The organism is Parabacteroides sp. CH2-D42-20 (assembly GCF_003670185.1).
Taxonomy (GTDB): domain Bacteria; phylum Bacteroidota; class Bacteroidia; order Bacteroidales; family Tannerellaceae; genus Parabacteroides; species Parabacteroides distasonis.
This window is the reverse complement of sequence record NZ_RAYG01000026.1, coordinates 19,374-31,892: the sequence shown is the minus strand read 5'-3', so window position 1 is coordinate 31,892 and position 12,519 is coordinate 19,374. Positions and strand designations below refer to the sequence as shown.

The 12,519-nt window shown below is 48.9% G+C and carries 11 protein-coding genes; 1 reads left to right on the top strand and 10 read right to left on the bottom strand.

Features of this window, described 5'->3' with window-relative positions:
* Positions 1-13 precede the first annotated feature (13 nt).
* Positions 14-1,885 (bottom strand): glycoside hydrolase family 127 protein, encoded by a 1,872-nt coding sequence (locus D7V92_RS15385; RefSeq protein ID WP_008771950.1) that lies wholly within the window; start codon positions 1,883-1,885, stop codon positions 14-16.
* 196 nt (positions 1,886-2,081) lie between these two features.
* On the opposite strand from D7V92_RS15385, the gene D7V92_RS15380 reads away from it, so the two are divergent.
* Complete coding sequence (locus tag D7V92_RS15380) at positions 2,082-3,626, top strand: HAMP domain-containing sensor histidine kinase (protein WP_036614327.1); 1,545 nt, start codon at positions 2,082-2,084, stop codon at positions 3,624-3,626.
* Positions 3,627-3,742: 116 nt separating this feature from the next.
* Here D7V92_RS15380 and D7V92_RS15375 read toward each other — a convergent pair whose 3' ends face one another.
* The 9 genes from D7V92_RS15375 to D7V92_RS15335 form a co-directional block, all read right to left on the bottom strand.
* On the bottom strand, positions 3,743-4,825 hold the full coding sequence (locus D7V92_RS15375; RefSeq protein ID WP_057318792.1) for a dipeptidase: 1,083 nt from the start codon (positions 4,823-4,825) through the stop codon (positions 3,743-3,745).
* A gap of 47 nt (positions 4,826-4,872) precedes the next feature.
* Positions 4,873-5,976, bottom strand: coding sequence for a D-TA family PLP-dependent enzyme (locus D7V92_RS15370; RefSeq protein WP_005868304.1), 1,104 nt, complete (start codon positions 5,974-5,976; stop codon positions 4,873-4,875).
* 3 nt (positions 5,977-5,979) lie between these two features.
* Positions 5,980-6,453, bottom strand: coding sequence for a RidA family protein (locus D7V92_RS15365; protein ID WP_005856453.1), 474 nt, complete (start codon positions 6,451-6,453; stop codon positions 5,980-5,982).
* Positions 6,454-6,493: 40 nt separating this feature from the next.
* A complete protein-coding gene (locus tag D7V92_RS15360; RefSeq protein WP_005856451.1) occupies positions 6,494-7,015 on the bottom strand; it encodes a DUF4833 domain-containing protein in 522 nt (173 codons plus the stop codon).
* Positions 7,016-7,033: 18 nt separating this feature from the next.
* Positions 7,034-8,353, bottom strand: coding sequence for a gluconate:H+ symporter (locus D7V92_RS15355; protein ID WP_057318793.1), 1,320 nt, complete (start codon positions 8,351-8,353; stop codon positions 7,034-7,036).
* A 63-nt stretch (positions 8,354-8,416) separates the two neighbouring features.
* The gene (locus tag D7V92_RS15350) at positions 8,417-9,508 is read right to left on the bottom strand and encodes an ABC transporter permease (protein ID WP_121773234.1); all 1,092 of its coding nucleotides are present in this window, start codon (positions 9,506-9,508) and stop codon (positions 8,417-8,419) included.
* 3 nt (positions 9,509-9,511) lie between these two features.
* Positions 9,512-10,597, bottom strand: coding sequence for an ABC transporter permease (locus D7V92_RS15345; protein WP_121773233.1), 1,086 nt, complete (start codon positions 10,595-10,597; stop codon positions 9,512-9,514).
* Positions 10,598-10,600: 3 nt separating this feature from the next.
* Positions 10,601-11,335 (bottom strand): ABC transporter ATP-binding protein, encoded by a 735-nt coding sequence (locus D7V92_RS15340; RefSeq protein ID WP_121773232.1) that lies wholly within the window; start codon positions 11,333-11,335, stop codon positions 10,601-10,603.
* A gap of 268 nt (positions 11,336-11,603) precedes the next feature.
* Positions 11,604-12,509 (bottom strand): ABC transporter ATP-binding protein, encoded by a 906-nt coding sequence (locus D7V92_RS15335; protein WP_121773231.1) that lies wholly within the window; start codon positions 12,507-12,509, stop codon positions 11,604-11,606.
* Positions 12,510-12,519: the final 10 nt, after the last annotated feature.

Sequence of the window (12,519 nt, the reverse complement as noted above, 5' to 3'; positions counted from 1 at the left end):
TGGAGTGAACCGCTCAATAAGGTTTATAAGGCGTACGCATGACATTCCATGTTTTTGGTAGCCACACTCTATAACGTTCTGCCTGATTCCACGTATTACCAGCTGATGCGAAATCGCACAGATGAATCGGGCGAGCCTTGCCGTTTCCTTCCAAATCCGTTCCTAAAACCATAGGAACGGTAAAAGCCATCCAAGCGAAATCGGGGGCTTGTACCGGAGTTAATTCCACATAACCATCCTTGCTGACGATCACGGAAGCCTCATCCACATCTCCATCCTTAAAGCGGCTATCTCTAGCCAGCACCAAAGGGCCTCTTACGATCGCTTGAGCCTCGTTCAGCTCCACCAAGCGAGCCCGCATATCCAACTCCACCGTAATCTCATCCCCTTTCTCCCAAGTCCTATGAATCGGTAGGTATGCTCCAGCCAACAGATCCGTTAAAGGCTCACCATTGACAGACACCACAGTTCGCTCACTCCACGCCGGGATACGCAAGGCGATCGTAAAATCACTCGTCTTCTCCGGTTCCACCACAATCCGGACTTGCCCATCTATCGGGTAGTCCGTCTCCTGCGTCATCGACACCCTCGTCTTTTTATCCAACTCTACCTCCACGCTCGAAGCCGCATATAGGTTGACATCGATACGTCTGCCGTTTACCTGATAAGCGAATTGCGGAATCATCGCGAAAGCACGAGGTCCATTCGCATTGCAACAATTGATATGCATACCGCATTGCTCCTCTCCTTCATGCCGCCAGCCCTCCAACGGACTGTATTTCGCTATTTGAGAGGCATCCGCTTTCAGCGAGGCTAGTAAAGCGTTATACATAGCCTTCTCGATCTGGTCCGCATATAAGGAATTTCCGGTTAGTCCGAGCATCCTGTCACAAATCTGCATCCACGTGAACGTCACACAAGTCTCCATCGTATGATAAGTAGGATAAGTCTGTAACGCCTTGCCTCCATACCAGCACTCGAATGCACTACCAGAACCGGCCACATTGATTTCCTCATTGATTATATGATTCATCGTTTTCTCCACCACAGATAAATATAATGGATTCTTAGTGACCTTGTAAAGTTCCAACAAGCCCTCATAACAAGACATCATCTCATATGCTTTTTGTCCATTCTCCGGAGAGAACCAAACCTTTGGATGCGGGAAACGTCCGGCGACAGGAATATCCGCAATCGCCTTACTAATCAATCGAGGGCCTTCCGGAGTCTCCCATTGCTTTACGATGTACTTGGCAAAATCCAGATATTTATCTTGCCGGGTACGATTATACAGATACATCACCGGCTCAAGTACCGAAGAGCTTGGCATTCCTATATAATTACCGGTCGTCACGATATTCACTTTTCCGGGTCCCACCTGCGTCATCAAATGGTCGATCACCCGGCAGGCGGCATCCAAAGCTTTTCGATCCCCGGATAAGTCATAATAAGCGATCAAACCTAAAGCCGTGTATTTTCGCCCCCATATATCCCACTGGTTCAACTGTGCTTCCTCGGAATAGTTACCGATATATCCATTTGGCAATTGGGTTTCCATCAACAATTCCGCTCCATTCTTAATAATCTTGTACAACTCAGGATCTTTATCATAACGGTATGAGGCGATCGCCCCTTGTATCCATTTTCCCCAAAATTCCGATTGCCAGCGCGAGGTCTCTTCCTTATGCCGGAAAGGTTCCACCAAATGATCCACATCTTGAGCTTTCACTCGATACTCGATACAAGCGTCGATCCGTTGCCCCAAATAACCGGATATCCTCAAGTGACGTACAGGATCAGTGTTTCTTACTTGCGCATTCATACAACAAACACAAAAACAAAAGAATAGACACGACATGCCTTTTGTTAATACGGATATACTCATAAACACAATTCTTAAGGTTAATAAATGTGATAAAGATAGCACATTCCACTTGTTCGGAACTTTCAGAATTGACAAAATAAATATGAATATTGACACACAAATCGTATCTTAAAATAAAATATCTATTATTTTTCCCCTGATATATTTTGTATGAATCCCAGTAAATACATATTTTTACTTCAAAAAAATTTAAGTTATGAGGGTCATTTATCTTTTACTATCTTTTATGCTTTGTTTCTACCCTGTCACACAGGCGCAAAACACGACGAATCAATTTATGACACAGGCACAAAGCAGCCTGGAAAAAAAAGACTACACCAAAGCTCGTTATCTTTTTTTACAAGCTTACAAGAGCTTATCCCAAAAAGGTGATTACAAACAGGCGATCGATGCCGGTACGCAGGCGGCTTATCTATATTATCGCGAGAATTATTACCAAGAGGCATTCGATCTTTGCCGCCAGATGAACCAATTCATCTTAACCGAGGAACAGAAGTTGCAGAAATCGCTCTATGAGCAACGCTTCCAAGTAACGAAAGAGCGGTTGGAAATGTATATTAAGCTAAAGAACGCCGCCCAAGCGCAAGTTCAACTCAATACATTAGATAATCTGGCCAGCCAAGCGGGCGATGAGAAGTTATCGAACAATTTATTATATACCCAAGCAGGTTATTATTATACGTTCGGGCAAAACGAGCAGGGGGATGCTGCTTTCCAGAAACTGATCAACCAGTATAAGGAGAAAAAAGAATACGAGAAGGTGAACGATTGCTACCGGAACCTGATCTCTATCGCTCGTAAGGCAAACAACGCCCCACTGATGGAACGTACCTACGACAAATACATCGTATGGACGGATTCCGTAAAGGCTCTTACGGCAGAGGATAAACTAGGGGCATTACAGCAAAAATACGATCAGAGCCTACAGACAATACAGGAGAAAGACGATAAATTGTCTGTTAAGCAATATATGATTGTCGGACTTATCACATTCGTGGTAATCCTGATAGCCGCCTTGCTTTTCTTGGGATTCCTTCTATTACGCTTTATTGTGCTGAACAAGAAATTAAAGAAAATCATCCAGACGACAAACGAGCATAGCGAACAACAAGCCCAATTCATCCAAAACATATCGGTTCAGATGGAGCCTACCTTGAACAAGCTTAGCGCATCCGCCAAAGAATTACAGGCGGTAGCTCCGAAGCAGGCCGAGGATGTATGGACACGGGTAGAGGCTTTGAAACAGTTTACGGTTCATATCCAAGAGCTTTCCTCCTTGGAGAATACGTTGATGGAACCGTATGAGGTTAGTTCTTTTAATGTAGGAAACTTCAGTAAGAAAATCGTGGAGAAGGTTAAAGGGGATATTCAACCGGAGGTCAATCTCGTAACAGACGTGCCCCAATTGGAGATTAAGACGAACGCCGAGCATCTGGAGCAAGTCTTATTACATTTGTTAAAGAATGCCGCATTATATACTTCCAGCGGTAACATCCGTCTGGAATTTAAACGGAAAGGCGCTCATGTTTGCCAATTTATCATTACCGATAATGGTACAGGCATACCGGATGATCTAAAAGAGAACTTATTCAAGCCATTCAATGAGGCGAAGGATCTAGCGCAAGGCGATGGTTTGGGATTACCCATCTGCGCACTGATGGCTAGTAAATTAAACGGAACCCTATCTATCGATAAGGAATATAAGAAGGGATGCCGGTTCGTCTTGGTATTGCAGATATAAAATAGACTCACCTTGTTTGTCTTTTTACCGCGATGCGGATGCAGTGACGCTGCAATCCGGGTTGCAGTAACACTGCATCCGCATCGCGGTAGCACTGCAACCCGGATTGCAGTAACTTATTCCGGTAAATGCTTCCGTAAGAACTCAATCCAGTTACCAGAGGCGATACGGTTGATAGCATCGTCCGTAAAGCCACGGTATTGAAGGATCGGGAATATCTTTTGGAGATCGGCGATCGTTATTAGGTCATACGGGCATTGCTCCGTACCGAAAGCACCATCCAGATCACTGCCGATAGCCACATGGTTCGCGTTTCCGGCCAATTGGCAGACATGATCGATATTGTTCGCCATAATCTCCATTCCACAGTTCATGCCTCTTGGAGTAGACTCGCCTCGCACCCAGTTCGGTACCATCATCCAAGCGTCTAGGGCAATACCGATCACGGCGCCACGCTCTATCAACGCCTTGATCATCTCGTCGCTAAACTGGCGGTTGTGATCTACGAAGGCCCGACAGTTGTTATGGCTCGCCCAAATCGGTCCCTTATACAAATCCAACGCATCCCAGAAAGCCTCATCACATAAATGGGTCACGTCAAGAATCATACCCAAGCGATCCATGGTACGCAACAACTCTTTCCCCATGGCATTCAGATGACCGGTAGAATCCGTACCGTTGGCATATCTTCCGGGGCCGTAATGTGCCGGGCCAACCGCCCTCAAGCCATAAGCATACGCCCTTTCCATATGATTCACCGTGATGAACGAGTCGGCTCCCTCGATACTTAATACATAACCGATCGGCTTCTTGTCGGCGGGTTCACCGTCTTTCCAAAGAGCCAGATGCGTATCCAAGGCCTTCTTATCCCGGATCATGACCATCTGGCCCTCCTCTTCCATCGCCTTATACCAAGCAAGTTGGCCTTGGGTCTGCGCCCAAGCTTGTTCCGGGGAATGCCAACCGGGAAGTGGATTATCCGGCCCTACATAGCGACCGATCTGGGTGGCGACTACCAACCCGACGTTTCCTTTACGCAGTTCCTCAAACGATATAGTGGCGTTTCCACGGTCGGGCTTATCGGTCATACCGATTTCTCTCCGGTTTATTTCCTTTAGGGGTTGACGCAAATCCCGGTTCCACTCCAAAGCGTTCATGCTAAGGTCGAGATGAGCGTCGATAATAAATGGCTTATTCATTTTATTAATTGAGAGTTGATAATTGATAATTGAAAATTTGATTACCGTTAATAGGTGATGCGACGTGAACGGGCAATGATAGGCCATTCGCCGATCGCCTCACGATCCCGGATCACATAAGCCTTGTCGTATAAAGCGACCGTAGGACAAATATGAACGGGAATGCCATAGAATACGGAACCTAATGGATAGAGCCGACTGTCCGGGACTTCCAAGACCAGATGCTCCTCGCTCTGGGAGATAGGTTTCGCCTCCGGATGGTTCAAGAAAAACACACGGGGCAAAGGACTTTCCGAGGCTACCGCCTTGTAACCAAGATCTACGCAAACATGATGCTCATCCAGCACGGAAATGACCCGAGTTATCAATAAGGCAGCTACCTTGAACGGCATATCCGGATAAGCGTTTCCATACCCCCAATCCCAGAACACAAACGTGCCGGGACTGCATTCGCAATCCTTCCGCTTCGCGTACATCGGGAATGTAGGAGTACCTCCCATCACCTTTACCAATGGATAGGCAAACTTGCGGGATATCTCCCGGAACACACGTTCGGTCAAGGCGTACGCTGCATCCGCACCTTGGCAACGTACCGATAGCTCCGCGTCATGTATATGTCCGTCGTAGCCATGCAACCCGATAATCTGCAGAGACTTCAGCGGCAGGATGGCATCCACCAGCGCCTCCGCTCTCTCCGGGAGGACTCCGGTACGATTCATTCCCACGTTCAGATCGATAAAGACATCCAAGGTGATATTCCCGGCCTCGCAAAGAGCCGAGATCGCACGGGCATTCTCCGCTTGGTCTACCAAGCAGGAGTAATGGGTGGCGGGATATGCCTTTATCAAATCTAATAAGCGGGAAATCTTCGGGCCTACCGGCTGATAGGCTAATAATACATCGGGGGCATTAATATGCCCCAGCATCTCGGCCTCGGCAATCGTAGCGCACTTGAACTTCCGGATTCCGGCATCCAGCAGCATGCGGGATACCTCAGCCGCCTTATTCGTCTTCACGTGCGGACGAAGCCGGTTCGTATCGCCTATGATCCTCTTGGCCAACTCGATATTGCCGGAAATACGATCCGGATAGAACGCCAAGGCTGGCGAGTCTATCCGGTCTACATTACTTATGACGTACCAATCGTCCATGGCTTATTCGTATAATTCGAACAAAGCCTCTATCTCTACAGGAATATTATCGGGAAGAGAACCGAATCCTACGGCGCTACGGGTACCTACACCGTTATCCGGCCCCCATACGGCGGCGAACAACTCGCTACAGCCATTGATCACATAAGGATGCTTTCCGAAATCGGGCGTACAATTTACCATACCCAATACCTTGATCACTCTCTTTATCTTGTTGAAGCTACCAAGGTTCGCCTGGATGGTCGCCAACATGGTAAGTCCTACTTGCTGGGCGGCGAGTTTGCCTTCATCCATCGTCAAGTCCTTACCGATACGTCCGATGATCAAGGACTTATCATTCCGCACAGGCCCGTGACCGGAAAGATACAGGTATTTGCCATCTATCACACAAGGCTTGTAAACCCCGGCCGGAGCCGGTGCGGGAGGTAAGGTCAACCCTAATTTCTCAAAATTCTCATCTGCGTTAATCATGCTCATAATTTCTTTCATTTATATGTTAGTAAAAAAATATATTGATCTATTTCCTGACTCTTTCCGTTACCGGTTGATTCGTGGCGACAGAGATTCCTTGTAGCTCTACATACTCGACGCTTAAAGGATTCTTGGAGCTGGCTTTAACGTAGAGGGATTGGAGAATCGCCTGTTGGTTGTTGATCGTTATGTAGCATACATAGCGGGAATCACGTTTGGTAATCGTCAACTGGCGGGAGGGATAAGCGGTCAATGAGCATACACAAGCATTATCACTCGCCGAGATCAGTTTATACCCATAAGCCATTTTCCGTTGGATATAGCTCAAGCCATTGGTTTCCCCCGGATGCTTTTCCCGATTGACCCAATAAACGTTCAAGGGATCATGTGTATCCAGCTTACCATCCCTCAGATTCACATCGTAACAAACCAAGTTCTTATTCACGCTTCGTGCTATATGAAAAAGCCTCCCGACCGTTGGATAAGTACCTTCCTCCGGGTCCGCCGCAAACGAGGCGACGAAAGGGAAAAGCATAATAACGATACTAAGCAGCCATCTCTTTCTCATTGCTCAATCATTCTTTTGTTATACAATCAAATTTAAGATCATTACCCCGATCAATCCTACGACCGACACGATCGTCTCCATGATAGACCATGAGCAGATCGTATCCTTTATGCTTAGGTTAAAATATTCCTTGAACATCCAGAAGCCGGAATCGTTGACATGCGAGAACATCAAGCTACCCGCTCCTAAAGATAAAACCATCAAGTTCGGGTTCGCACCCGTTTGCGTAACTAAAGGCATCACCACGCCCGCCGCTGTCAACGCCGCCACCGTAGCCGATCCCACGCACAAACGGATCACGGCAGAGATCAACCAACCCAAGATCAACGGATGAACGGGCAATTGCTCCAGGCTTGTCGCCAGCTCATTGCTTACCCCGCTATCCTCCATGATCTGCTTGAAGATACCGGAACCCGCGATGATCAAAAGGATCATAGAGATATCTTTCACGGCCTCCCCATAGACTGCCATAACCGACTTGATACTACGTCCCTGCCGGATGCCCAGCGTATATGTAGCGAACAACAAGGCGATCAGCATTACAATGGAAGGAGCACCAATAAAAGAGACTATCCCGCTCGCCATCTCGCCCATATCCTTAAAGCAATAAGGAATAACCGTCACGATAATCAGTAAAAAGACAGGCAACGTAGCGCTGATAAAACTATTCGCCTTGCCCGGCATGCTATATCTCCCGCTATCCTCTTTCTGCTCGAACAACGTGACCGGACCGGATTTTATATGTTTCAACCGACTGCCGAACACCGGCCCGGCGATAATGATAGCCGGAATCGCCAAACATAAACCGTAGATCAGCGTAAGGCCGATATTCGCGTTGAACTGTACCACCAAGGCTACCGGAGACGGATGCGGGGGCAGGAATCCATGCGTCACGGACAACGCCGCCAACATCGGCAACCCGATATAGACCGCCGGAAGCTTGTATTTATACACGATCGAGAAGATCAATGGCACCAACAACACAAATCCGATCCCATAAAATAACGGAATACCCACGACAAAGCCTGTCACCATCAGCCCCCATTGTATATGCTTAGTACCAAAAAGCGACACCATCACGGAAGCGATCTTCTGTGCCGCTCCGCTCTCGGCCACCAACTTGCCTAGCATAGCACCTAATACGATAATCAACGTCAACCCACCCAAGATACTCCCGATACCGTTATTCACCGAGTCCGGCAGCTTCTCCAACGGAATGCCCAAAGCGATGCCCGCCAAGATAGAGGAGATCAGAAACGCGATGAAAGCATCCACCTTAAAGTAGGATATCAAGACAATCAATAAGGCCAAACAAAGTACGACAATGATAAATGACATGTTTTTTCGCTGTATTAGTTTATAATCCGTAAACGGGATACAAAGAAAACATTTATTTCCGAACTACCCCTTTTTACGATAACTAATTACCGCTAACAGATTAAAAAAAACAGCAAATAGACAGACAATCACAAAATGTCCCCGTAAATCGGCAAAGCCGCTCCCCTTTAAATAGACCATACGCATCACCTCCACGAAATAACGCACCGGGTTCGCCAGCGTGATCTTCTGCGCCCATTCCGGCATACTGCTGATCGGCGTGAACAATCCGCTTAGCAAGGCGAAAATGATCAAGAAGAAAAACGCCGTAAGCATCGCTTGTTGCTGTGTGGACGAGAAGGAGGAGATCGCCAAGCCAAATCCCGTAAAAGCGATCAAATATACGGCGGCAAACAAATAGATCACCCCGAAACTCCCCTCTGGCACCAAGCCGTAGATTAGCCAAGCGATGAGGATCGCCACCGTCAGCAGGACAAAGCCTATCACCCAGAAAGGGATCAGCTTCGACAGCAGGAACAGGGACTTGGGTACGGGCGAGACGTTTATCTGCTCGATCGTCCCTTTCTCCTTCTCGCTCACGATATTCAAGGCGGAGATCGATCCCCCGATAATCGTCAGCAAGAATACCATGATGCCGGGAACCATATAGATCTTGTAGCTCAAGTGGGGATTGAACAGGTTAATCGAAGCCACTCCCCTGCCCGATCCCATAGAGGCGAAGCCTTTCTCCCTATTGAAATCCTGTATAATCGAGGAGAGGTAGGAGCTACCCAAGCCGCCCTTGGTTCCGTTCACGGCGTTAGCGGCGATCATCACGTCCGCCCTGCCCTCCTTCCCCAAGTCCCGCTCGAAATCAAAGGGGATTTCCAGAATGATATCGGACTCATTGCTCTCCACCGAGGTCAGCGCCTCGTCGTAACGATCCGACCGGTCTGTCAGGCGGAAATATCCGGAGGATAGTACCTTATCTACCAATTGCATGGAGGTGACGGAATGATCGTTGTCCACGATGCTAAGGTTAATATTTCGCATCTCGAAATTAGCGGCGAAAGGCAAGATGATCAACTGCATGATCGGGATGATGAAGATAATCTTCGGCATGAACCGGTCCCGACGGATCTGCTTGAACTCTTTCTCTAACAAATATCGTAACATAGCTTATAATCGTATTTTAAAACGTTTCACACTCAAGAATACCAGCACGACCGCCATGAACGACAGTATCCCGATCTCCTTCAAGATCGACACGGCGGGAAGCCCCTTGATCATCACGTCCTTCACGGCGATGATATACCATTTGGCCGGAACGATATGGGAGAACCATCGCAGGATATCCGGCATATTCTCTATCGGGAACATCATGCCGCTCAACAACATGATCGGAAGCATCAAGGCGATACCGCTGATCAACATAGCCGCCTGCTGGGTATCGGCTACCGTGGAGATCAGCAGGCCCAGACAGAGGGATACGATCGCGTACAGGATGGACACGGAAACCAGCAACAGCAGGCTGCCTTTTATCGGAACGTCCAGCAGGAAATAGGATAGCAGCAAGATCGTAGCGATATTCACCATACTCAGCAATAGGTATGGGATCGCCTTGGCCAGAATGATGTAGATGGGTTTCAACGGGGAGACCAGCAGGACTTCCATCGTTCCCATCTCCTTCTCTTTCACGATGCCGATCGAGGTCATCATGGCGCATATAAGGATCAAGATCAAACCCATCACGCCGGGCACGAAGTTGTAGGCGCCTTTCATTTGAGGGTTGTAGAGCAAAGAGGTAACCGGGGTCACGGCTTTACTCTCAACCACCGACTCTCCTTTCAACTGTTCCGCGATGATCGCCGAGCAATAGGCGATTAGCTGCGTGGCCTCGTTCGGATCGGTAGCGTCCGCCAAGACTTGTACTTGGGCATCGGCCGTGGAAGCGTATTGAGGGGGAAAGACAACTATGACGTGTACCTTTCCTTGCCGAAACAAGGCCTCGGCATCCTCATAGCTATCGACGGTCGTATACAGCTCGAAATACTCGCTGGCATTCAAGCGGTCTGCCATCTTCAGTGTCAGCTCATCCCGGCTTTGGTCGAAAATAGCGATCGGCACACGCTTGATCTCGGTCGTGATGGCATATCCGAACAAGATGATCAGGATGACGGGCATGAGCAAGAGGATCATTGTCGTGCGTGCGTCCCTGAAAATGTGATAGAACTCCTTTCTAACAAAGGATATGAATTGTTTCATCGTTTATTCTCCTCTCGTTGCTTTTCGAGCCAAGGCGTGAAAGACTTGGTTCATATTCGTTGTCTTAAAATCCCGCTTCAAGGCGGAGGGACTGTCTAACGCTTCGATCTTTCCGTCTACCATGATGGAGACACGGTTACAATACTCCGCCTCATCCATATAATGGGTGGTGACGAAGATCGTAATCCCCCGGGCGGCGGCCTCATAGATCAACTCCCAGAACTGGCGGCGGGTGACGGGATCGACGCCTCCGGTAGGCTCATCCAAGAAAACGATCTTGGGATCATGGATGATCGCCACGGAGAAGGATAGCTTCTGTTTCCACCCCAAGGGCAGGGAATCGACCAAGGTATTCCGCTCCTTTTCCAGCCCGAGGATATCCAGCAACTCATCCGTTTTCTGGGACAGCTGCCGTTTAGACAAGCCGTAGATACCGCCGAAAAGACGGATATTCTCCCATACCTTTAGATCGCCGTATAGGGAGAATTTCTGGCTCATGTATCCGATATTCCGTTTGATGGACTCGCTCTCCCGGTAGACATCGAAACCGGCTACCCGGGCCTCGCCGGATGTCGGGATGGATAGGCCGCAGAGCATACGCATGGCTGTGGTCTTCCCTGCCCCGTTTGCCCCGAGGAAGCCGAATATCTCGCCCGGCTCCACCTCGAAACTGATATGATCGACGGCGGTGAAGGTGCCGAAACGTTTGGTCAGTTGTTTTACTTCTATCGCTTTCATTTTTTATCCTTATTTCATAATTACAATGCCGCATTTCCCCAAGATTCGACCTCGCGCCCAATGCGAGGCCCCGCATTTCCCCGAGATTCGACCTCGCGCCCGACGCGAGCCCCGCATTTTCCCGAGATTCGACCTCGCGCCCGACGCGAGCCCTCGCATTTTTCCGCGATTCGACCTCGCGCCTGACGCGAGCCCCGTATTTTTCCAAGATTCGACTTCGCACCCGACGCGAGGTCGAATCTTGGGGAAATGCGACACATCCCCTCTCTTACAAGGCCATGAAACAATCCTCAACGCTTGGCTCAAGGCGTTCGATGCTTACGTCCGCGTAACCTTTGCCTTTCAGATATTCCTGTAATCGCCTCATGACATCCTCCCCATCCCTCCTCAACGTAAGATGATGAGCATCTCCAAAAGCGAAACACGAGTTTGTATCCGGGAACTCCCGCAAGTCTCCCAACAACTTATACATCGACGCACATCGCACCGCGTATAGCCGCCTATCGAATGAGGTACGGATACCTACCGGCGTATCGATAGACAGGCATTCCCCAGAACGCACCAAAGCGATACGGTCGCAACGGGAGGCCTCATCCATATAAGGCGTAGAGACAAGTATCGTAATGCCTTGCCGTTTCAGACGATCCAGCATATCCCAGAACTCAGAGCGGGAGACAGGATCGACCCCCGTCGTAGGCTCATCCAAGAACAAGACATCCGGACGATGGATCAAGGCGCAACTCAAAGCCAGCTTCTGCTTCATACCACCGGACAGCTTCCCCGCCCGCCGATGCTTGAACGGCTCTATCTGACTATAGATATCCCGTACCAGATCGTAGTTCTCCTCGATCGTCGTATTGAAGACCGTAGCGAAGAAGTTCAAGTTCTCCTCTACTGTCAGGTCTTGGTAGAGCGAGAAGCGGCCGGGCATATATCCTACCCGCCGACGGATCTCCTTCAAGTCTTTCACCACGTCCAAGCCGCAGACAGAGGCGGTACCGCTATCGGCCAGCAACAACGTGGTCAGGATACGGAACAGGGTGGTCTTTCCCGCCCCATCCGGACCGATCAGCCCGAACAACTCACCAGAGCCGATCTCCAGCGACAGATCCCGCAGGGCCTCCACCCCATCATACCTCTTCGAAATATGATCTATATAAATTCCATTATCCATTATTAATTAT

What these genes read in the sequence shown, in the direction of transcription:
- D7V92_RS15385 (WP_008771950.1), bottom strand. Translation starts at nt 1,885, where the DNA reads ATGAGTATATCCGTATTAACAAAAGGCATGTCGTGTCTATTCTTTTGT.
- D7V92_RS15380 (WP_036614327.1), top strand. Translation starts at nt 2,082, where the DNA reads ATGAGGGTCATTTATCTTTTACTATCTTTTATGCTTTGTTTCTACCCT.
- D7V92_RS15375 (WP_057318792.1), bottom strand. Translation starts at nt 4,825, where the DNA reads ATGAATAAGCCATTTATTATCGACGCTCATCTCGACCTTAGCATGAAC.
- D7V92_RS15370 (WP_005868304.1), bottom strand. Translation starts at nt 5,976, where the DNA reads ATGGACGATTGGTACGTCATAAGTAATGTAGACCGGATAGACTCGCCA.
- D7V92_RS15365 (WP_005856453.1), bottom strand. Translation starts at nt 6,453, where the DNA reads ATGAGCATGATTAACGCAGATGAGAATTTTGAGAAATTAGGGTTGACC.
- D7V92_RS15360 (WP_005856451.1), bottom strand. Translation starts at nt 7,015, where the DNA reads ATGAGAAAGAGATGGCTGCTTAGTATCGTTATTATGCTTTTCCCTTTC.
- D7V92_RS15355 (WP_057318793.1), bottom strand. Translation starts at nt 8,353, where the DNA reads ATGTCATTTATCATTGTCGTACTTTGTTTGGCCTTATTGATTGTCTTG.
- D7V92_RS15350 (WP_121773234.1), bottom strand. Translation starts at nt 9,508, where the DNA reads ATGTTACGATATTTGTTAGAGAAAGAGTTCAAGCAGATCCGTCGGGAC.
- D7V92_RS15345 (WP_121773233.1), bottom strand. Translation starts at nt 10,597, where the DNA reads ATGAAACAATTCATATCCTTTGTTAGAAAGGAGTTCTATCACATTTTC.
- D7V92_RS15340 (WP_121773232.1), bottom strand. Translation starts at nt 11,335, where the DNA reads ATGAAAGCGATAGAAGTAAAACAACTGACCAAACGTTTCGGCACCTTC.
- D7V92_RS15335 (WP_121773231.1), bottom strand. Translation starts at nt 12,509, where the DNA reads ATGGATAATGGAATTTATATAGATCATATTTCGAAGAGGTATGATGGG.